This window comes from Paenarthrobacter sp. CAP02 (genome assembly GCF_040137855.1).
Taxonomy (GTDB): domain Bacteria; phylum Actinomycetota; class Actinomycetes; order Actinomycetales; family Micrococcaceae; genus Arthrobacter.
Map to the genome: position 1 here is coordinate 352,192 of NZ_JBEEII010000002.1, position 21,128 is coordinate 373,319.

Genomic DNA, 21,128 nt, shown 5'->3' on the forward strand with positions numbered 1-21,128 from the left:
CCGCGCCCCAACTTCCGGACCTCACACGCACACCAGGCCCCACAAGTGCGCCCCCGCGTTGGGAGGCCCGCTCCGCGCCCCAACTCTCGTACCTCACACGCACACCAGGCCCCACAAATCCTTGCCCGACGTCGCCCCACGTTGCGAGGCCCGCTCTGCAGGGTTCCTGGCGCAAATACCCTGCACACCAGGCCCCACAAATCACGCCCCCGCGTTACCTCACGTTGCGAGGCCCACTCCGCGCCCCGACACTCGGACCCGGCACGCACACCGGGCCCCACAAATCGCTGCCCCCCCGTCGCCCCACGTTGCGAGGCCCACTCCGCGCCAAGTGCGCGCCCAGACGTGACTTACGACGACGGCCCTCGCCAACCGCGCGATGTCAACGCGTCACGTACTTTGCGTTCGGCGTTGGCCCACCCGGCCTTCATTTGGACCTCAGAAAACTTCAGCACGATCCACCCCATGGCCCGAAGCCGGTCGTCACGTTCAATGTCCTTGCCCCACTGCACAGGGTCGGAGCGGTGATGATCGCCCTCGTATTCCATGGCAATTTTGTACTCCTTGTACTGGAGGTCGGGCGTTGAGACGTAACGGCCATGATCATCGAAGATTGGTTGGGTTACTGCTGGCTCCGGCAGCCCGGCGTCGACTATCTTCAGGCGCAGCCTTGACTCCTGCGGCGAGTCGACGCCCGACCGCAACAATGGCAAAATTTCCCGCGCCATACGGATCCCTTTGACCTTCGGGCGCCGATCAACAACTTCTTGGAGCGCTTCGATCGAGGACAAAGGATTTTTCCGGGACAGCAGCGAATCCCCTGCTGCCACGAGAGATGACCTGCCCATATGCCTGGCCAAATCTACCCATGTCCATTCCGGCGACGTCAGCTGAACTCCATTTAGCACGCGCACGTCCCGAGCCAGCAGAGGTGCCCGATGCCCTATCACTCCGCGACGCTTGACCCTCCCAATTTCTTGCCGACGCGTCACGTGGATCAACCCGCCTTTTCCCTCTTCCTCGAGGTAGATAGGAAGCGGAATAGACCACAAGAGTGCCGCCGTGACATGGCTCACTGCGCAGCGGGGTGTGACTGTGGTGTGCAGCCGTCCGAGCAGTTCGAGGTCGCGTTCGTTTGCCTCTGCAACACGAAGGCCCCGACTCGGCGTTAGGAGCCCTTTCGTCTGGAGCCGCCATCGCGGCACACCGGCGGCATATGCGTCTGCGACGAGAAAACCTCGGGGATCGACCTCCGGCGGCAAAGGGGTGGGATTTCGCATGGGTCCATAGTTGCCGGAAACGATGGTTCACATTCGGTTATCCACAGAAAACGCCACCAGAGGCATCTCTGTCTACTCCTCCACAGGTGTTGTGAGGCCCGCTCTGCGCCCCAAACGCCCGAAGTGCCACGCACAGCGGGCCCCGCAACGGGAGGTCCCAACACTGTGAGGCCCGCTCTGCGCCCCAAACACCCGAAGTACCACGCACAGCGGGCCCCGCAACATAGGGTTGTGCCATGGAAGACCCCCAGGATGTCGTTCTTGTTGCCGATGTAGGGAAGAGCCGCTGCCGCGTGGAGTTGCGCCGTGGTTCGGAGTTGCTGGGTGCCGCGGACCAGCACGGGTTCCCGGGAGTTCACGTGGACAACGGCCCCACCCTCGCATTCGACCTCCTGCTTGAGACCGTTGCACTGTTGCCGCCGGGCCTGCCCCTGGCGACGGTAACGGGTATCGGCGCTGCTGTGGCCGGCGTCGAGGCTTCGGCGCAGAAGTCACAGGAGCTTGCCACCATGTTGTCCCTACGCTTCGGAGTTCCCGCGGCGGTCCTCTCCGATGCCACAGCTGCCCAACTCGGCGCACTTCAGGGCGCCCCCGGCACAACATTGATCGTGGGCACAGGCGCCGTGGCTTTCCGCTTCGACGAGCTCGGGGTCCTGCACCGGGCCGACGGCTGGGGACCTTACCTGGGTGATCGCGGCAGCGGCCGTTGGATAGGCCAGCAGGGTCTGCAGGCAGTTCTTGAAGCGCACGACGGCGGCCCGGCCACATCGTTGTCCGCTGCGGCCGGCGCTTTGGTTGAGTCGCCGGAGATGCTCCCGGGGTGGCTGGCCGACCAGGAAAACCCCTACCGGGCGATGGCCCGTTTCGCGCCGCTGGTTCTGCAGGCAGCGGAGGCGGGTGACGCCGTCGCACTTAACATCGTTGGCGAGGCGTGCCGCATCCTGACGGCAACAGTGCAAAGAGCCTCCGGCGACGAGACATCGCACCGCGTGGCGCTGCTGGGCGGCGTGGTGGGTTCGGACTTCTTCGCGTCGCTCTTGCGGAAGTCCCTCGCTTCGGCTGGGATTGAGGTGGTGGCCCCGCTGGGCGATGGCCTGGACGGCGCCGCTCTCGCTGCGACGCGCCGCGGGCTCATCCAGGAAAGGTACATCCACCGTGACGGAACAAACTGGCCCGACTGACGCCGACAAACTTGCGGGCCTGCGCACGGAACTCGCCGGATTGCAGACCGAAGCCACCGCGGAGGGCCTGGAGAACCTGGACATCCTTGGCACGGAAGAACTCGTGGCCGCAATGCTGGCCCACACTGCAGGCGTTCACGCTGCCGTTGAAGCGGCCAGTCCCGCGATTATCCAAACGGTCGACGCCGTTGCGGAGCGACTCCAGCGCGGCGGCCGCCTCTTGTACGTGGGCGCCGGGACTGCCGGGCGGCTGGGTGTGCTCGATGCCAGCGAGTGCCCGCCAACGTTCGGCACACCGGCGGGGCTGGTCGTCGGATTGATCGCCGGCGGCACCAAAGCGATCCAGCACCCGGTGGAGTACGCCGAGGACAACGCAACGGCCGGCGCGCGGGACCTGCTCGACATCAACGTGACGGAAGCGGACGCCGTCGTAGGTATCACTGCCTCCGGTAGGACGCCGTACGTGATCGGCGCGCTTGAGGAGGCCCGGAAGCACGGTGCCTTCACGGCGTCGCTGGCCTGCAATAAGGGATCGGCCGTGAGCCATGTGGCGGATGCTGCGATCGAAGTGGTGGTGGGTCCGGAGTTCATCGCGGGCTCGACAAGGCTGAACTCGGGCACCGCCCAGAAACTTGTCCTCAACATGATCAGCACGTTGGTGATGGTCAAGCTCGGCAAGACCTACGGGAACCTCATGGTTGACCTGCGTGCCACGAACGAAAAGTTGCTCGCCCGGTCACAGCGGACCGTGCAGCACGCCACCGGTGTTTCCGCGGCGGAAGCGGCTGCGGCGTTGGACTCCGTGGGCGGCTCTGTTAAGGCGGCAATTCTGGTGCTCCTCACGGGAATCGAAGCCTCCGCTGCGAAGGGCGCGCTTGAGGAAGCGGGCGGTTTCCTGCGAAGGGCCATCGAGAACCAGAAGTAACGTCGGCCGCCGGGCCAAACGTGTTGCCCGGCAGGGCCTAAAGTTGCATGCAGGAGGCCCTATGAATACGTACACAACCGTGCCCAGCGGCGAACAAGTGGTGCAGGAACTGCCATGGCGCTGGAAGGTCCAAGGCAAGATCTTCGTCATCGGCGGCCTTGGATTCATGTTCGACGCCTGGGACGTGACCCTCAACGGCATCCTGATCCCATTGCTGTCCAAGCACTGGTCCCTGCAACCCGCTGACGCGGCGTGGATCGGGACGGCCAACCTGATCGGCATGGCTGTGGGCGCGTTCGCATGGGGCACCATAGCCGACACCATCGGTCGCAAGAAGGCGTTCACGGCCACCCTCCTGATCTTCAGCATCTTCACTGTCCTTGGCGCGTTTTCGCCTGACATCGTGTGGTTCTGCATCTTCCGCTTCATGGCCGGTTTCGGCTTGGGCGGCTGCATCCCCGTGGACTACGCATTGGTAGGTGAGTTCACGCCCCGCAAGCAAAGAGGCAAAGTCCTTACCGCGATGGATGGTTGGTGGCCGGTGGGGGCGGCACTGTGTGGTTTCCTGTCCGCGTGGCTGGTGGCGGCTTTCGGCGACTGGCGGCTCACCATGCTGATCATGGTGCTGCCCGCTTTCCTCGTGTTCTGGGTGCGCCGATCGGTCCCCGAATCGCCGTTGTTCCTGATCCGGAAGGGTCGTCGCGCTGAAGCTGCGGCTGTGATCGACGGCTTGGTCGACGCCACAGGGGCTGAACCCCGCGCCTACAGCCTGCCCGAGCCGCAGGCCGCACCCCGGCTCTCCCCCGGCAGTGCGTGGTCGCAGCTTCAGAAGATCTGGCAGTTCAACTGGAAGATCACCACCACGGCCTGGGCCCTGTTCTTCTCCGTGCTCCTGGTCTACTACCTGTCGCTGACCTGGATGCCGCGCATTCTCATCGGCGCCGGGTTCGAGGAATACAAGGCGTTCGTGACGACGGCGGGTATGGCCGCCGTCGGGCTTTTGGGCGTGGTGGTTGCTGCGCTGCTGGTGGAACGGGTGGGCCGCAAATGGATCCTGGCCATCACCGGTCCCCTGTCCGCGGTGACGCTGGTGATCGTGGCGCTCGTGGTGGACGTTCCCTCGGCTGCGGTGTTCTGGCTGCTGGTGTTCGGGTTCGTGGTCCAGGTGGCCATCCCCGTGCTGTACGCCTACGTGTCCGAGCTGTATCCCACCGAGCTTCGCGGCTCCGGCTTCGGGTGGGCTTCGACGTTCTCCCGCATCGGCGCGGGCTTTGGGCCCTTGGTGTTTGCGTCGTTCTTCTGGCCGGAGTTCGGTTTGGCGACGTCCTTTGCCCTCGCCGGCGGCCTGGTGCTCCTGTCGGTGCTGTGGATGGCGTTCTTCGCCCCGGAGACCAAGCAGCGCGAGCTCTCCTGACGCGAGCTCTCCTGACCCGGGCGGGTGCGGGTGCGGGCTAGTGGGCCGCGAGGTCCCGCAGCGTCTGGACCAGCAGTCGGCGCTCCACGATCTTGATGCGCTCGTGCAGGGTTTCTTCGGTGTCATCCGGAAGCACAGAGACGGCCTCCTGTGCAATGATGGGGCCCGTGTCCACGCCGGCGTCGGCCCAGTGGACGGTGCAGCCGGTGACCTTCACGCCGTAGGCCATCGCATCGCGGACACCGTGGGCGCCCGGGAAGGACGGGAGCAGCGCCGGGTGCGTGTTGACGTACTTGCCGCCGAAAGCATCGATGAAGTCGGCGCTAACGATCCTCATGAACCCGGAGGAAACCACCACGTCCGGGCTGTAGGAAAGCACCTTGTCGCGCAAGGCTGCGTCCCACTCCGCGCGGGTTTCGAAGGAGTTGAAGTTCACCACGAACGTCTCTATGCCCGCTTCCTCGGAACGCTCCACCCCGTAGGTATCGGGCCGGTCAGCGCCCACAGCGGCGATCTCGACATCCAGTTCACCTGACTTCACGGCGTCGATGACTGCCTGAAGATTGGAACCGGTACCGGAGACGAGGACAACAATGCGCATTGCACTAGCTTATGGGCGGCTCGCGTAGGCTGGAAAACATGAATCCCGACGTCGGTCCCAAGCCGAGCCAGCAATCCCGCTCCGAGGCCGAAAAGTCCGCGCTCGGCGTGACCCAAATCCTGTTCCGCGCCTTCCTTTTGTCGGCCTTGGGCGCGTTCTTCGTGTTCTCCCTGAACGTGGATTACGTCTGGCTGAGCGCCATCCTCACGCTCGCCGCCGGGGTGTTGGGCGTTGTGGTGCTGGTGCGGACAGTGAAGTTCAAGCAGCCCCGCCTGATCCTGTTCGGGACCATCTCCGGCTTGATCGTTACCGCCGTGATGTGCCTGCTCATCCTGACGTCCGTGCTTTTCTTCAAGCAGGTCAGCACCTACCAGGATTGCTCCCGCAGTGCGCTCACGGAAACCGCGAAGTCGCAGTGCCTGACCCAGCTGGAAAACTCCATGCCGGGGCCGTTGCGGTAGCCCGGCGTCCGCTTGGCGGCCGCTGACCGCTTAGGCGTGTTCGTCGTCGTACGCTGCTTCGTCGAGGTTCGCCTCGCGCTGCTTCTGGCTGCGTTCCAGCCATGGCCCCACGGCGTACCCGATCACGACGCCGATCCCCACTTCGGCGGCAAGCCAGACTGCCGTCCAGAACGGGTGAGGTCCGATTTCCGTGAGCCGGCCAATACCGGCAGAACCGCGGGCGATCCACGCCATCGCGCCACCGAGCAGCCCTGCGACAGTACCGATGAACGCGCCGAGGAACAGCGTTGATGCCGCGGCGGTGAACCAGCGGGCTTTGATTTTGATGGAGAGCCATTCGTCGAAGTGGTTTTCGCCTTCGCGCAGGAACCACCACCCTGCCAATATCCCGGCGACTACCGGCAGTGCCAGGGCGGCGGAACCGAAGTCGAGCTGCCCGGCCGGGAGACCTCCCAGAATGGGGACTGCCGGGAGCGGTCCAACCGTGGTGCCCAGTGGACCTGCCGTGGAGCCGACACCCAGGGAGAAGCCCGCGCCGGAGGACCACGAAAGCGCAAAGATCACCAGGTTCGGCAGGAAACCGAGCTGCGCAATGGTGAGCACGGCGCCGCCCAACGCGCCGGCCTGGATGCCCTCGTAGACGGCAATAATGTCTGTCCAATGCCACACGATGGTGGCGGCCAGCAGTACCGCTGACAAGCTCACGGCGGCCACGATCGCCACGAAACCGGCCTTCAACCCGGAGCCGACATACGAGCCTGCCCACCGTGAATGCTGACTGGTTTTCGAAAGCCAGGCGACGGCGTCCACGCCAATCAGCCGGCTCCACGAACCAGCCTCACGCCGGGCACCGACGATCATGCCCAGGGCGAAGGAAATCAGCGGGATGGTCATGGCGTACCAAAGGTTGATGACCACTTCCGGGGTGCGGCACACGAACCCGGTAGCCATCCCGAACGCCGCGTACACCACGAACGCGCCCATGAACGCCTGCCACAGCTGGTCCGTGTACGAGGCACGGGCCAGTCGCCGGCCTGCACGCCAGGCAAGCAGGAACGGGATGAGCGTCAGCCCCAGCGGGTGCAGGGACAACAGGCCAGATCCCGGTTGCGCCGCGGTGCCCATGTCGACGTGTGCCAGTCCAAGCGGAACACCGTGGATCAGCAGCCAGGCCTGGCCGGCCAATCGGGCCAGGGTGTCGACGTTGCGGTCGTGAAAACCGTCGGTCGCCCACACCCCCACCAGCGGCAACACCACAACAATGGCCGAAATGAACGCCGACTGAGCCGCTTCCAAACCGCCCTGCAGCCAAAGGGGCATGGGGAGGCCACGGTTTCCGGTCTGATCAGCGCGCAGTTTCATCGTGATCTATCGTGCCATGGTGGGCAGCACCCGCCCGTCAGACTCCCCCGAAATACCGCGAATTCCTGCGCTTTTTTCCGTGGCCCGCCGTAAGATGGGAGGTGTTCTCCCGGGGCAGATGACCGCCCCCAACTGATGTTGAAAGACCCGGAAACAAACGAAGCCGGGAACTAGGAGCGGCCAATGGATAGGTGTCACAACTTCTAAACGGAAAGTCGTACTAGCAGCTGGTGCAGCCACCTTCGGATCTTTTCCCAGGCTGCACCAGCCTTCTTTTGTTCCCTCCTTCCTTGCGCCGAGGGGCGACGTCTCGGCAATTTGGGCTCACCAAGTAGCCACACAAATGACGCACAAATGTGCTGGACTTCCCTGCTCCAGCGCAACGAGACTGTGTACACGAGCAACCATTTGGCCTATTGGGGGTCAACCAAAGTGTGTCGCTCACACCGTCTGAAGGGACAAGGTCAATGGACGACCTCGCAGCTTTCTTTCCCCTGATCGCCATCATTCTGGGCGTGGTGCTCGTGATCGGCTTCATTTGGCTGGCCACCAAGGCGATGTGGAAGGTAGCGGAACCGAACGAGGCCCTCATTATCTCGGGGCTGACGCGCGGAACCCTCGAAAATACGGACGGCATGGACTTCAAAATCGTCACCGGCAAAGGCGCATTGGTGGTCCCGGGACTGCAGACGGTTCGCAGCCTGGCCTTGACCCTGAACGAAACCGAGCTCAAGGTCTCCTGCGTTACCTCGCAGGGGATTCAAGTGATCGTGGACGGAGTGGTGATCTACAAGATCGGCGACGCTCCCCCCTTCATCGCCAACGCGGCCCGGCGATTCCTGGGTCAGCAGCCCAAGATGGAGAGCCAGGTCTACAACGTCTTCGAAGGGCACCTACGTTCGATCATCGGCAGCATGACCGTGGAGGAAATCATCCGCGAGCGCGACAAGCTGGCTTCCTTGGTTCGCAGTGCCAGTGGCGTGGAGATGGAGAAACTGGGCCTGGTGGTGGATTCACTGCAGATCAAGGACCTGCAGGACCCCACCGGCTATATCCAGAACCTGGCGAAGCCTCACATCGCGCAGGTCAAGATGGAGGCCCGCATAGCGGAGGCCACCAGCAACCGGGAAGCTGCAGAGAAAGAAGCGGAAGCCGCGGCCCTGATCGCGGACGCACAGAGCCTTTCCGCTATCAAGCAATCCGCGGCACAGGCCAACGCGGAGCAGGCACGTGCCCAGGCCGCGCAAGCCGGGCCGCTGGCCGACGCCACCGCCCGTCAGCAGGTGGTGGTTCAGGAGACCGAAGTGGCCAAGCTTGAGGCCGATCGCGAAGAGCAGAAACTGCAGACCACCATCCGTAAGCCCGCAGATGCCCGGGCATACGCCCAACGTACCGACGCCGAAGCCAAGAAGGCGGCTGACATCAGCGCCGCGGAAGCATTGGCCAAGCGCACCGAACTCGAGGCCCAAGCCAACGCCCGGCGGGTCGAACTCGAAGCCCAAGCCAACGCCGGGGCAGCCGCAGCCATGGCAGGCGCAACGCGCGTCACGGGTGAGGCCGAGGCAGCGGCGACGACGGCGCGCGGCAATGCGGCCGCCTCCGCTGTGAAGGCCAAGGCGTTGGCTGAAGCTGAAGGCATCAAGGCACGCGGTGAAGCGCTCGAAACCAACCAGGATGCCGTCATCTCCCAGCAGATCGCGGAGAACATGCCCGCGATCGTGTCGGCAGCCGCTGAGCCGTTCTCACGGATTGGGCAGCTGACAGTACTCAATGGTGGCGAGGGGCTGAACAGCATGGTGGGCGGAATCCTGTCCCAGGTGGGCAACTTCCTGCCGTCGCTTGCTTCGGCGCTGCGGGGCAAGGAAACGCCTGCTCCTTCTCCCCGCCCAGCTCCGGTCAAGGCACCACCCGCTCAATCCCCTTCCGGCAAGGCACCAGATGCCTAGAGCGGTGGATCGAAGTCTGACCGGAAAGATCGGCAGGGTCACAGGCACGGTCGCGCCTGGAACCATTGGCGAAGTCATGCTTCCCTTCCATGGCGGGACCAGCGCCTTCTTCGCCTACCCATTTGACAAGACGAGTGTCTTTACCGTGGGCGAGAAAGTTCTGGTGATCTACTTCGAACCGCCGCAATCGGTCTACGTGGACGAACTGCCGGACGTCCTGCAGGAATAGCCGCCCTCGCGCGGCACGCCCTTACAACTGTGGCCCGTAGATGAACTCCTTCGCGTGGTTCACGGCTTTCTTGAAAGCGTCGTTGCGCAGTGTCACCTGCTCTCGACTCGCTCCTCCGCTGGGTTCCAGGAACGTGGTGGGTCCAGGCCGTAGCATCCAAATATCGCCGGCTGGCGGTAGATAGAAGACGCCGAAGGATCTGTGCTCGGGGTCGTCGGTCCAGATAGGAACGACTGCCACGGCCGCGCCCGTATCGGGGTTGATCCACTGGGCACGGGGCATGGGCTGCTCATGGACCTCGGGATCGAGGAACGGCGCGGTCCCCCTCCCCCAGCGTTTCTCGAACCGTTCGTAGAAGGCCGGGATGATGTGGCCGTCGTAGGGACGCCATGCGCTCATAAATGTCTCCTTGGAAGTCGGGTGCTTCGGGGCAGGGGCTCCCATCGGGCCGGGCCAAACGACAGCGGCCCCTGCCCCGAGGTGGGACCGGGCGTAGCTTCCGGCGATCGATGGACTCGGACCTTCACAGGCGTTCCACGATCACCGGATGGAGCACTGGAGCGCCGCTCACGGTCGTATGCCGCCCGCTTTCCTGGGTCCGACAAAATGACGTACGCCTGCATGATGGCGTGCAGTTCCTGAACGTCGCTCGCTGAGGGAGTGCCGCCGTCGTCGGTTGCTTGGCGCGTGTCCGGGTGGTGGGTGCGCAGCAGCGCCCGGTAGGCGCGTGCGATCTCGCGCGGGGTGGCATCGGGCGGCACGTGCAGGGTGGCGTAGTGGTCTGGCTGGGTGTTCACTGCTGGTTCCGGGTGGGATGCGGTGGATGGGAGATGGCCCCCGGCCGAAGCCGAGGGCCATCCGATCGGGAGGCGACGTCAGGGGCCGCGTTTTCCTCTGCGCGTCAAGCGCTGTGGCGTGGCGCGAAGCCTGCGCCCATTTTCCGATGCTGCGGCCGATCCGAAGCTCCCGTCCTGCGCTCCGCTGAGGGCCACCCCCGGGCGAGCCCTCAGCGGAGAGGGTGGATTACGCGTTAATTTCTTGTCGTTGCTCGTTGGACGTGATTTCGATGCGCCGGGGCTTGGCCTTCTCGGCGACGGGGATGCGGAGTGTCAGCACACCTGCGTCGTAGCTGGCCTTGACGCCGTCGGTGTCCAGGGTGTCGCCCAGGATCAGTTGGCGGCTGAAAACGCCTTGGGGGCGTTCGGCGGCGATCAGTTCGGTGTTCTCGCCCGCTGGCGACTTCCGTTCTGCCTTAACGGTCAGGACGTTGCGCTCGACGTCGAGATCCACCGATTCAGGATTCACACCAGGCAGATCGAAAGCGACCACAAACTCTTCGCCTTCCTGCCAGGCGTCCATCGGCATGCCGGCGGGGCGTGCTGTTGTGCCAAAAACCTGTTGGGCGAGCCTGTCGAATTCGCGGAACGGGTCAGTGCGCATCAGCATTTTTTTCTCACTCCTTAGATCTTGATGCTGACTCTTCTGTTGGTCCAGCCTTCCAGATCTGTGTTGGCTGGTATAGATTTTTTATAGCACTGGTGAGAGAGTGGTGCAAGTAGGTTTTCGGAAGAATTTTGGAGAGAGGTTTCGGATGGGTACTGCGGACAGTTCATCTGGAGGGCACGACGGCGGATTGGGCGCCGCCGCGTCCGACGGCGGGTCGGGTTCTACCGACGACCGGGACGCGCTCGGCGTCTACGCGATCTCCGTTGCAGCTGAGCTCGTGGGCACCGGCCAGCAAAACCTTCGGCTGTACGAACGTAAAGGGCTACTCACCCCCGAGAGGACCGACGGCGGCACCCGCCGCTACAGCGAACGGAACCTGGCGACCCTGCGCCGGATCGGGGTGTTGCTGGATGAGGGGCTGAACCTGGCAGGCGTGAAGCTCGTGCTGGAGTTGGAAGCTGCGAACCGGGGGCTAACCGAGGATAACCACGGCCTCACGCAGGACACCCGGGAACTACGGGCAGACAACAAGGGGCTGCGGAAGGACTTGAAGGCTGCGCGAAATGGGGGCGCTGGCACTGGCTCATGAGTTGTTTACATGCCGAAAAGGCCTGACATGTGCACAACCCAAGGCTCAGACACCTTGTCGAGCAGCACGCGTCAGATTATCGCCGTCATCACATTCCACCCGGCACCAACCTGCTTCGCCGTGGGCCATGCCGATCCTCCTTGACCGGAGTACAACCACAGCCCACCGCTAGAGTCCCGGGCCAGCAGATCAGCCCGCCCGTCGCCGTCGAAATCGCCGGGTCCAACCAGTGAGTTCATCGCGTTCCAACCTTGACCGGTGACCTGGCGGGGCAGCCATCCGCTGGTTCCCTTGGGCGGGTACAACCACAAGGTCCCAGCGCTGTCGCGGGCCACGAGGTCGGTGACGCCGTCGCCGTTGAAGTCGTCGGCGCCAGTGATTTCAGACAGTGCCGACCAGCCCGAATCAGCCCACATCCGGGGCAACCAGCCACCCTTTCCGTCGCCGCGGTACAGCCACAAGGCCCCGCCACGGTCGCGGGCCACGACGTCCCCAAAGCCGGCGCCAAAGAAGTTGATGGGCTCGATGGCGCTCATGTTTTCCCAGCCGCTGCCAACCAGCACCCGGGTTCCAAGCCCACCGGCACCGTTGCCCGGGTAGAGCCACAGGAGACCACCGCCGTCGCGCGCCAACACGTCGGCAAACGAGTCGCCGTTGAAGTCGCCCGGCGCGATCAGGGCCGTCATCACGTTCCAGCCTTGGCCGACTTGGACGCGCTGGAGCCAGCCACCTGATCCGTTGCCCGGGTAGAGCCACAAGGCCCCGGACACGTCGCGCGCCAACACGTCAGGATGCGAATCACCGTTGAAGTCGTTCTTCACGGGCGCTGCAGCAGAGCCGTCAATCACGGACACGGAGGCACTTCCGTTGTTGGAGACGTAGACCTTGCCGGTGTTCGGGTTGACCGCGGCGTCCAGGGGATCCTGTCCGGAGAACACGGCGGAGAAACGGTTGTCGCCATCCACCACGGTGACTCCCCTCCCTTGCAGGAGCGCGTAAGCCTTGTTGCCTCTGGAGTTGACCAGAATGTCGGTGACACGAGAGGGAGTTCGCAGTTTGGCGACCTGTGTCTTTGTGGCTGGGTCAATGACCTGCACGAACCCGTCCAGGCCCTCGCTGTCCCCGGCGACGTATACGGTGTTGGTCACCGGATTCACTGCCAGTTTGCCCACGTTGTTTGTGGTCGGAATCGTGTCAGTGACGGTGTCCGTGATGCCATCAACTACGCGCACCCCGGCACCATACTTGCCCAGGGTGGTGAAGTAGATCTTGTTCGTGGTTTCGTTGATGGCCAGGTCCAAGATGCCGCCGGCGCCGATGCTGATGGTCGAGGTCACCACACCACCAGCGCCAATCACCTTGATGACTCCGCCACCCAAAATGTAGACCTTGCCGGTGGTCGAGTTCACCGCGATCTCCTGGGCGCCGGCTACCGGCAAAGCAGTGGCGGTGAGGGTGGCACCGTCGATCACTTTCACGCCGTTCTGCCATGCGACGTAGGTCTTGTTCGTCACCGGGTTCACTGCAAGCCTGCCCGGGTTCGCGCCGACAGGAACTGAAGTCACGGCGCGGGTAGCACCATCGACCACGGCCACGGCCCCACCGATTTCGCTGACGAAAACCTTGTTCGTCACTGGGTTCACCGCGACGTCCACCGGCATGTCCCCCGTGTACAGGAGGCCACTGGAGAGCTCGCCGTCAACCACATCGACACCGTCAAAGGTGGCCACATACGCCTTGTTGGTGGCCGGATTCACGGCTATACCCGTTGGACGCTCGCCGACGGGGACAACGCGGGTGAGATCGTCCGCTACAGCGGGCGAACCCAAGGTTCCCGACAACAGCCCCAGCGCCAGTCCGACGGCGACAGTTCCCGCCGCTGCCCGGCGCCGCCGTCGTACGCCACCCCGCCGTCTTAAGCCCGGTCGCGAAACCTCAAAATGCGCGCGCGAAACATCCCCAGCAGCAACCATGGCAGAACCCCCAGATAAAGGACGCCTGAGCGCGTCCCGTTGAAGGGAGTCTACAAGCGGGGCCGCACAATCAGCGGCCCCATCGGGAACATTTATTCTTTTCGCGGCACTAATTACGTGATCCTCAGTGGGATCACAGGATGGCAGTCATCCCACTCCAGCCCGTACCAACCCGGTTTCCAGTGGGCCACGCTGGTCCTCCGCTACCGGCGAATAGCCACAACGAACCAGATGAATCCCTGGACATCAGGTCAGTCTTACCATCGCCGTTGAAGTCACCAGGACCCACTAGAACGTTCATGACGTTCCAGCCCGATCCGGTTTGGCGCGGAGCCAGCCATCCACCGTAACCATTTCCGGGATAGAGCCAGAGGGCACCGGCACCGTCGCGAGAGACCACGTCAGCCGTACCGTCGCCGTTGAAATCGCCGACGCCCGTGATCCCGGACATCCCCGACCAGCCAGAGCCGACTTGAACGCGCGACAGCCAGCCACCCGAACCATTGCCCGGGTAGAGCCACAAAAGACCCGCGCCGTCTCGGGCCAGAACGTCGACCTTTCCGTCACCGTTGAAGTCGCCGCCGGCAGTTATGGCGGTCATGGCTGACCATCCGGCGCCAACCTGTTTCCGGGGAAGCCACCCGCCGGAGCCGTCACCTGGATAAAGCCAAAGGGTGCCCGCGCCATCCCGGGCGAGCACGTCCGCCTTTTTGTCACCGTTAAAGTCGCCGGGGGCGATCACTGCACTCATGACGTTCCAACCCGAGCCAACCTGAACCTTCGGCAACCAGCCGCCTGCGCCGTTGCCGGGGTACAGCCAAAGCAGGCCCTCAGCATCCCGTGCCAGTACGTCAGTTTTCCTGTCGCCGTTGAAGTCATTCTTTACGGGCGCCGGAACGGATTCGTCGATGACTGTGACTGTGTTGCTGCCCTTGTTGGCGATGTAGGCTTTTTGGCCATCCATGTCGACGGCGGCGGCTACGGGATTGCTTCCCGTCCGAACAGTACTTGTTGCGTAGTAATAGTCGACGATGGTGGCCCCGCCAGCGAGGTTCGGGACGTACACCTTGCTTTGCCTTCTGTCGCCCGCCATGGTGCCCGATTGGCCACTCGTCCCTACCTCAGCGACCCTGGCCTTGGATTGGACGTCGAACACTATTACGGAACCACCGTTCAAGCCGTTCGACGCAGCCACATTGAGCCGCGAATTTCCATCAGTGAAGATGTCCCCAAGCTTCTTGGAGAAAGTCTCAAAAACTGTACTTACAGTGTTGTCAACACCACTGATGGCCATCACTAAAGACTTGTTTTGGCCATCAACAGTGGCGAAAGTCGTATTGCTGACGAAATTAGCAGCCACTCCCTGCACCGGGGCACCAAGGTCAACAGTGGTTGGCACGTTTGTTCGACCGTCGATGACGGTGACCGAATTTCCGTTGGCAACGTAGAGGTCGTAGTTTGCCGGGCTGTAACTCATATCCTTCGGGGGTGCGGGCAACGCCACCGTTGCCGAAGACAAGCCGGGCTGCAGCACCGTCACACCGGTCTTGAACGAGACGTAGATTTTGCCCATGGTCTCGTTGACCACCACTTGCCGGGGATCTACGCCGGTGGGATAGGTTTGAGCAACCTGATTCGTGTTGCCGTTGAGCAATACGACCCTGCCCGGTTTGCCTGCCCCAGCCGAGACGCTGACGTAGGCCCAACCGTGGTAAACAGCCACGTCCTGGGGGACTCCGCCCACATCCACGGTGGTGACCTTGTGGGTGCCCTTTTCAATGATGGACACGCCGGAGTCCGTAGCAACATAAACCTTGTCATCACTGAACTCACCAACGGCTAGTGCTCGTGGCGACGATCCGACGGGTATGTCAGCCACCACCACATCGGCCGTGGCCGGCGAACCCACCAATAGCGATACTGCCAGCGCACCCGCAACCGTGAGGGCCGCCGTCGGAAGATTCCGCCCTCTTTTCCTGACCCCGGACACAGTTGTACGGTGCACGACAGAACCCATGAGACCCCCACTAATTGAGACGCGACTGTCGCGTCGATGAGCGGAGTCTACAGCGGGCACAGGAAACTCCCAGCATTGAGTCTCAAGCCTGCAACGAACATGTCGAAGAACCACCTGTTAACCAACTCTTCCTCCACAGGCCACCCGCCCGCACCCGCACCGCCACCCGCCCCGACCACCGTTGAAGGCGTGAGGATCGCAATCGTCGCCGAATCATTCCTGCCATTGATGAATGGGGTAACCCACTCGATACTGCGGGTGCTGGAGCATCTGCAAGAGCGCGGGGATGAGGTGATGGTGATCGCGCCGTCGACGTCGGACACTGATGTTTCGAGCGTCGAGAAGGGTGCGTATGTGCACCGGCTTCCCTCGGTGCCGCTGGCTGGCTACACGAATGTGCGGGTTGCGTTGGGTGGCGTAAATCGGGTCAAGCGAATCCTTGCCGATTTCTCGCCCGACGTGGTGCACCTCGCCTCCCCGTTCGTCCTCGGCTGGCGCGCCGTGCAGGCCGCCCACCAACTCGGCATCCCGAGCGTGGCGATCTATCAAACCGAGGTTCCCAGCTACGCCGCCCGCTATGGCGTGCCGTTCCTGGAGAACTGGGCATGGAACCGTGTGGACAACATCCACCTCCTGGCAACCCGAACCCTTGCGCCGTCCACATTCGCGCTGAACCAGTTGCGCGGTCGCGGCATCCTGCGCGTGGATATGTGGCGTCGCGGTGTGGATACCGCGCGCTTCAACCCCGCTAAACGTTCGACGGCGTGGCGCAGCCAAGTAGCGCCCGACGGTCACCGCATCATCGGCTACGTCGGCCGGCTCGCCGTGGAGAAACAGGTTGAGGACCTCGCCGTGCTCGCTGATCTGCCGAACACGAAGCTGGTGATTGTGGGCGATGGCCCGCAGCGCGCCTCCCTTGAAGCTGCGCTGCCGGGCGCTGTATTTACGGGCTTCCTTGGCGGGGATGCCCTGGCCGAAGCTGTTGCCTCCTTTGACCTGTTCGTCCATCCCGGCGAGTTCGAAACCTTCTGCCAAACCATCCAGGAAGCCATGGCGTCGGGCGTTCCCGTGGTGGCTACCGGACGCGGCGGCCCCTTGGACCTCGTGGAGAACTCGCGCACCGGCTGGCTCTACGAGCCCGGGAACCTCACCCAGCTGCGCGATTACGTGCAGGATCTGATGGGCGACGACGCCAAGCGCCGCGCGTTCGCAACGGCAGCAGCCGCGTCTGTCCAGGGCAGGACGTGGCCTGTGCTCAGCGCCGACCTGGTCCGCCATTACACCGAAGTCATCGCCTCTTTCTCGCGGGAAAACGGCCCCACCGAATTGACCTCAAGCAAAGGACCCACCTCATGAAGATTTCCGTGATCGGCTGCGGCTACCTCGGCGCAGTCCACGCAGCAACGCTCGCTTCGATGGGCCACACTGTGGTGGGTATCGATGTCGATTCCTCCAAAGTTGAACAGCTCAACAAGGCACTGGCCCCCTTCCACGAACCCGGCCTGGACGAACTCCTGAGCGACGGTCGCACCACCGGCCGGCTCCAGTTCACCACGGACTTCGCTCTCGCCGCGGCTGCCGAAGTTCACTTCCTCTGTGTAGGCACTCCCCAGTCCAAAACCTCGGATACCGCGGACCTCTCCTACCTCATGGGCGCCACGAAGAGCCTCCTGCCGCACCTGGCAAAGGGGGCCGCCGTCGTCGGGAAATCGACGGTGCCGGTAGGCACGGTGGAGAAGCTGCGCGAGCTGCTGGCACGACGCTCGGACGTGCTGCTCGGCTGGAACCCAGAGTTCCTGCGCCAGGGCACTTCCGTCAAGGATTCGTTGGTCCCCGACCGGCTGGTCTACGGCGTCCCGGGTGGTAAGGATGCCGCGGCCGGGGCTCCAGTCACCGCCGTGCTCGACGCCGTCTACGAGCCACTGATCAGCGCCGGGATCCCGCGCTTGGTCTGCAATTTTGCGACGGCGGAACTGATCAAGTCGGCGTCGAACGCGTTCCTGGCCACGAAGGTCAGCTTCATCAACGCCATGGCAGAGCTGTGCGACGCTTCGGGCGCGGACGTCAGCGAACTCAGCGAGGCGATGGGCCTGGATCCGCGCATCGGCAACCGGTACCTGCACGCCGGGCTCGGCTTCGGCGGCGGCTGCCTGCCCAAGGACATCCGGTCGTTCCGGGCCCAGGCGCGCGAGCTATCCGTGCCGTCAGTGGATGAGTGGATGGCGTTGGTGGATTCGGTGAACCTCGACCAGCGCTCCCGCGCGGTGGAGATCGCCCGGGAAATGTGCCGCGGCTTCCTGTCCGGCCGCACCGTGACCATACTCGGCGCGGCCTTCAAGCCCGACACCGACGACATCCGCGACTCCCCCGCCCTGGACGTCGCCCAACAACTCGCTGCCGCCGGCGCCCACGTCACCGTCAGCGACCCCAAAGCCATCAACAACGCCTGGATCCGCTACCCGCAGATCCGCTTCGAAGCCTCCACCAAACGAGCCCTCGAAGGCGCCGAACTGGTGCTGCTGCTGACGGAATGGGACGAATACGTCTCGCTGTCACCCGTTGCTGTCGGCTCGCTGGTACGACGCCGGATGGTGCTTGACGCTCGAAACGTCCTGGACACTGAGGCTTGGCGGAGCGCCGGGTGGACGGTCCGTGGTCTGGGGACGGGTGCGGGTGCGGGTGTCGGTGAGGAGCGTGGGGTTGGGACGTCCGTCGCCACGCGACGGAAGCACGCGCGGGCTTAGCCGATCAGCGTCGGCGCTTCGACGCCTCACCTCCGGGTAGCAATCTGGGTTCGTCCGGCTGAGTGTTGTCGACAACCCTGGTTGCGCGCGTCCACGGTTCCGCGGCCTCGAAGTAGAGACGCTGGCCGCCGACATACCGGCGCATGGACGGATGTTCTGGATCAGGGTTGCCGCCGTCCCGCACGGACATACGTCGTGCGGTCTCGGTGAACGGGACATCAAGGAAGATCGAGTAGTCCCACTGGCCCATCAGCTCGTCCCGGTGAAGGAACATCCCCTCGACCAGCACCAAAGCGTCCTCCGGCGCTTCCCGTAGAGGTAACTCAAGTCTCTGGTTCTGACGGACATCCGTGACGGCGGGGCGATACTGTCCGTCCCCGCCCTTTCGCAGCGGAGTCAGAACGTTGTCCTGGAAGGCCGCGTAGTCGTAGGTGTCCAGCCAGAACCCTTCGGGCGATGCCCGTCCGCGCCGATGCCGGACTTCCTGCAGGTTGAGGAAATCGTCGAGGTGAATGGTCACGACCGGGCGGTCCCGAATCGATGCTGCGAGGCTAGCGGTAAACGTCGTTTTCCCACTTCCGTCGGCGCCATCAATGCCAATCAGGCGGCGGCCCTCGCCGAGTTCCAAAATGTCTCTCGCCAGGAACTGCAAGAGTTCCGCTCTGCCAGCCAGTAGGCTCTCCCCAATCATCGGACCATCGTGGCACAGGTCGTCGAGCCCCAGCACCTAGGGACGCCAAATCTCCACTCATCTTGGGCCATGAACCACACAAATCGGGCGTGCTCAGCACCTAGTTTCCCCCTCCCAACACCTAGTCCCGAAATCCGCCCATAGTCTCTTCTTGTGCCTCTGGGGCGGGATCCCGGTGTCCGGCGGGAAACCCCACCCGCCCCGGCGTCGGAGGCATTACGGCACGGCTCCACCCGATTACCCCCAGGTGGAGTCGTGCCCAGCCCGCCGAAGCCGCGACCAACTTCGGTGTTTGGGCGCGGGTTCCTAATATCACTAACGGCTCTGAGCGAGGACGCATTGAACTTTAGTAACGTCGAAAGGTTGTCCGAGTCCTTTGGACTCTTCCCAGCACTGAACAACATCCGGAATACTGCCTCATGCTGAGTCACGACTTCTCGCCTGCACTGCGCATTCTGGGCTTAGCAGTCGCAGTATGCTCGGGCCTTTCAACGGTCATACTCGGGCTCAATCCACCGCCCGCCGGCTTGTCAAAGCTCAACCCCAGTATCCTTCTCAGCTCAGTAATGATCGGATTGCTGCTCCTTAGTGTCCTAGGACCATTCGCACTTCACTTCATGAATCCGGACCGGCTCCTTGTACTCAGGGCAGGCATCTTCGCCAGCGCGGGTTTTGCCAATTCTGTAGCTCTAAGCCCGCCCCTTGCCGTGCCGATTCAAGAGACCATCGCCCTTGTCGCTGCGGTCTGCGCTCTAACGGCGGCTGTTCTGAGCCTCTACAAGTACATGGCTAGAGATGCCGAGAGCGCGCAAGAGTCCCCTCCCAACACCTAGTCCCGAAATCCGGTCATAGTCTCTTCTTGTGCCTCTGGGGCGGGATCCCGGTGTCCGGCGGGAAACCCCACCCGCCCCGGCGTCGGAGGCATTACGGCACGGCTCCACCCGATTACCCCCAGGTGGAGTCGTGCCCAGCCCGCCGAAGCCGCAGCAACCGATACACGATGCCCACAACGAACATCAGAACACCAAGCCCCACGGACAGTGGCGGCAGCGTCGCCACAAGCACCACGCTGGCCACCGCTCCAGCAACCTGCAGTGCCTTCGGGTACCGACGATCCTCAGCCGGCTGGGTGGACGCCGCAATGTTGGCCACCAAGTAGTAAAGCAGCACCCCAAATGAGGAGAATCCGATCGCACCCCGCAGATCGGCGACGGCAACGATGACGCAAATGGCCACCGCCAGCGTCAGTTCAGCACGGTGGGGCACTTTGTACTTCGGGTGGACGGCGGCGAGCGCGTGCGGCAAGTCGTGCTCACGAGCCATCGCCAGACTGGTCCTACCGAGCCCGGCGATAAGTGCCAGGAGAGCCCCGAGTGAAGCGACCGCAGCTCCGACCCGGACCACGGGAGCAGCCCACGCAAAGGTTCCTTGTTCGACGGCGGCGGCGAGCGGCGTCGTATTCCCCGCGATTCCGTCGGGACCGAGCGCAGCCAGCAGCGTGACCGCAATGACCGCGTAAATCAGGATCGTGATCCCAAGCGCGATGCTGATGGCCCGTGGGATGGTGCGGCGCGGCTCCCGGACTTCCTCGCCCATCGTTGCAATCCGCGCATACCCGGCGAAGGCAAAGAACAGCAACCCGGCCGACTGCAGAATCCCGTACCAGCCGTGGGCCAGCAGCCCCTCCCCCACCAGGTTGCCAAAGTCAGGCCCTGATCCGCCCCACACCGCAGCGACTGCGATGGCCAGCGCAATCAACACAGCAACCACCAGGATCCGGGTCAGGCCGGCTGTTCGGGTTACGCCGTGATAGTTCACTGCCGTCAGGAGTACGACGGCGGCAACCGCCACCGGGCGTTCCCAGCCTTGGGGTGCGGCGTAGGCGGCGAACGTCATGGCCATTGCTGCGGCGCTGGCCGTCTTGCCGATGATGAAACCCCAACCGGCCAGGAACCCGTACCACGGTCCGAGTCGCTCGCGTCCATAGACGTAGGTACCACCCGATGTCGGGTAGGCCGCGGCCAGTTGAGCGGACGATGTGGCGTTGCAGAACGCCACGAAGGCTGCAACTACCAAGCCCACGAGCAGCCCCGAACCTGCAGCAGCCGCAGCGGGGGTGAACGCAGCGAACACGCCGGCACCGATCATGGAACCGAGGCCGATGAGTGAGGCGTCGAAGGTGCCGAGCCTGCGGACCAAGGCCGGGGAATTGCTCACGAAAACCCTTCACGCGTTGGGAGTCTGTACGCCACAAAAGGTGCGTTACTCC

The 21,128-nt window shown here is 63.6% G+C and carries 19 protein-coding genes; 9 read left to right on the forward strand and 10 right to left on the reverse strand.

The features are described from left to right. Positions 1-350 precede the first annotated feature (350 nt). Positions 351-1,280 carry an endonuclease domain-containing protein gene (locus tag ABHM97_RS04485; RefSeq protein ID WP_349469750.1) on the reverse strand — a complete coding sequence of 310 codons (930 nt, stop codon included), beginning with the start codon at positions 1,278-1,280 and terminating at the stop codon, positions 351-353. Between the two features lie 236 nt (positions 1,281-1,516). Here ABHM97_RS04485 and ABHM97_RS04490 point away from each other — a divergent pair, with 236 nt between their 5' ends. The 3 genes from ABHM97_RS04490 (at position 1,517) to ABHM97_RS04500 (ending at position 4,800) form a co-directional block, all read left to right on the forward strand. Continuing rightward, the gene (locus tag ABHM97_RS04490; RefSeq protein ID WP_349469751.1) at positions 1,517-2,461 is read left to right on the forward strand and encodes an N-acetylglucosamine kinase; all 945 of its coding nucleotides are present in this window, start codon (positions 1,517-1,519) and stop codon (positions 2,459-2,461) included. Then, the gene (murQ, locus tag ABHM97_RS04495) at positions 2,436-3,386 is read left to right on the forward strand and encodes an N-acetylmuramic acid 6-phosphate etherase (RefSeq protein WP_349469752.1); all 951 of its coding nucleotides are present in this window, start codon (positions 2,436-2,438) and stop codon (positions 3,384-3,386) included. Before ABHM97_RS04490 ends, murQ begins: the two co-directional genes overlap by 26 nt. Before the next feature lie 61 nt (positions 3,387-3,447). Further along, the gene (locus tag ABHM97_RS04500; protein ID WP_349469753.1) at positions 3,448-4,800 is read left to right on the forward strand and encodes an MFS transporter; all 1,353 of its coding nucleotides are present in this window, start codon (positions 3,448-3,450) and stop codon (positions 4,798-4,800) included. A 37-nt stretch (positions 4,801-4,837) separates the two neighbouring features. Here the strand turns inward: ABHM97_RS04500 and purN are convergent, their stop codons facing one another. Then, the gene (gene purN / locus ABHM97_RS04505; protein WP_349469754.1) at positions 4,838-5,401 is read right to left on the reverse strand and encodes a phosphoribosylglycinamide formyltransferase; all 564 of its coding nucleotides are present in this window, start codon (positions 5,399-5,401) and stop codon (positions 4,838-4,840) included. An 11-nt stretch (positions 5,402-5,412) separates the two neighbouring features. On the opposite strand from purN, the gene ABHM97_RS04510 reads away from it, so the two are divergent. After that, a complete protein-coding gene (locus ABHM97_RS04510) occupies positions 5,413-5,862 on the forward strand; it encodes a hypothetical protein (RefSeq protein WP_257368774.1) in 450 nt (149 codons plus the stop codon). A 30-nt stretch (positions 5,863-5,892) separates the two neighbouring features. Here the strand turns inward: ABHM97_RS04510 and ABHM97_RS04515 are convergent, their stop codons facing one another. Continuing rightward, entirely contained in the window at positions 5,893-7,224 is a 1,332-nt protein-coding gene (locus ABHM97_RS04515) for a cell division protein PerM (protein WP_349469755.1), read from the reverse strand. A 467-nt stretch (positions 7,225-7,691) separates the two neighbouring features. Between ABHM97_RS04515 and ABHM97_RS04520 the strand changes: the two genes are divergently transcribed. Both ABHM97_RS04520 and ABHM97_RS04525 read left to right on the forward strand, forming a co-directional pair. Then, positions 7,692-9,170, forward strand: coding sequence for a flotillin family protein (locus ABHM97_RS04520; protein ID WP_257368776.1), 1,479 nt, complete (start codon positions 7,692-7,694; stop codon positions 9,168-9,170). A 4-nt stretch (positions 9,171-9,174) separates the two neighbouring features. Then, a complete protein-coding gene (locus ABHM97_RS04525) occupies positions 9,175-9,399 on the forward strand; it encodes an NfeD C-terminal domain-containing protein (protein ID WP_502921252.1) in 225 nt (74 codons plus the stop codon). Positions 9,400-9,420: 21 nt separating this feature from the next. Here ABHM97_RS04525 and ABHM97_RS04530 read toward each other — a convergent pair whose 3' ends face one another. The 3 genes from ABHM97_RS04530 to ABHM97_RS04540 all read right to left on the reverse strand — a co-directional run bounded on the left by ABHM97_RS04530 (position 9,421) and on the right by ABHM97_RS04540 (position 10,845). Further along, positions 9,421-9,798, reverse strand: a complete 378-nt coding sequence (locus ABHM97_RS04530; RefSeq protein WP_141283126.1) for a hypothetical protein — start codon at positions 9,796-9,798, stop codon at positions 9,421-9,423. Beyond that, positions 9,795-10,196, reverse strand: coding sequence for a J domain-containing protein (locus ABHM97_RS04535; protein WP_349469756.1), 402 nt, complete (start codon positions 10,194-10,196; stop codon positions 9,795-9,797). Before ABHM97_RS04535 ends, ABHM97_RS04530 begins: the two co-directional genes overlap by 4 nt. Positions 10,197-10,422: 226 nt before the next feature. Further along, a complete protein-coding gene (locus tag ABHM97_RS04540; RefSeq protein ID WP_235519155.1) occupies positions 10,423-10,845 on the reverse strand; it encodes an Hsp20/alpha crystallin family protein in 423 nt (140 codons plus the stop codon). 145 nt (positions 10,846-10,990) lie between these two features. Between ABHM97_RS04540 and ABHM97_RS04545 the strand changes: the two genes are divergently transcribed. Further along, the gene (locus ABHM97_RS04545; protein WP_502921253.1) at positions 10,991-11,434 is read left to right on the forward strand and encodes a MerR family transcriptional regulator; all 444 of its coding nucleotides are present in this window, start codon (positions 10,991-10,993) and stop codon (positions 11,432-11,434) included. Between the two features lie 71 nt (positions 11,435-11,505). Here ABHM97_RS04545 and ABHM97_RS04550 read toward each other — a convergent pair whose 3' ends face one another. Both ABHM97_RS04550 and ABHM97_RS04555 read right to left on the reverse strand, forming a co-directional pair. Further along, on the reverse strand, positions 11,506-13,407 hold the full coding sequence (locus ABHM97_RS04550) for an FG-GAP-like repeat-containing protein (protein WP_349469757.1): 1,902 nt from the start codon (positions 13,405-13,407) through the stop codon (positions 11,506-11,508). 133 nt (positions 13,408-13,540) lie between these two features. After that, complete coding sequence (locus ABHM97_RS04555) at positions 13,541-15,412, reverse strand: FG-GAP-like repeat-containing protein (RefSeq protein WP_349469758.1); 1,872 nt, start codon at positions 15,410-15,412, stop codon at positions 13,541-13,543. 201 nt (positions 15,413-15,613) lie between these two features. Between ABHM97_RS04555 and ABHM97_RS04560 the strand changes: the two genes are divergently transcribed. Then, entirely contained in the window at positions 15,614-16,780 is a 1,167-nt protein-coding gene (locus ABHM97_RS04560; RefSeq protein WP_349469759.1) for a glycosyltransferase family 4 protein, read from the forward strand. Beyond that, positions 16,777-18,168 carry a UDP-glucose dehydrogenase family protein gene (locus tag ABHM97_RS04565; protein WP_349469760.1) on the forward strand — a complete coding sequence of 464 codons (1,392 nt, stop codon included), beginning with the start codon at positions 16,777-16,779 and terminating at the stop codon, positions 18,166-18,168. Before ABHM97_RS04560 ends, ABHM97_RS04565 begins: the two co-directional genes overlap by 4 nt. Before the next feature lie 4 nt (positions 18,169-18,172). Here the strand turns inward: ABHM97_RS04565 and ABHM97_RS04570 are convergent, their stop codons facing one another. Together ABHM97_RS04570 and ABHM97_RS04575 are read right to left on the reverse strand one after the other, a co-directional pair. Continuing rightward, on the reverse strand, positions 18,173-18,688 hold the full coding sequence (locus ABHM97_RS04570) for a nucleoside/nucleotide kinase family protein (RefSeq protein WP_349469761.1): 516 nt from the start codon (positions 18,686-18,688) through the stop codon (positions 18,173-18,175). A gap of 1,116 nt (positions 18,689-19,804) precedes the next feature. Further along, positions 19,805-21,076 (reverse strand): APC family permease, encoded by a 1,272-nt coding sequence (locus ABHM97_RS04575; protein WP_349469762.1) that lies wholly within the window; start codon positions 21,074-21,076, stop codon positions 19,805-19,807. Positions 21,077-21,128: the final 52 nt, after the last annotated feature.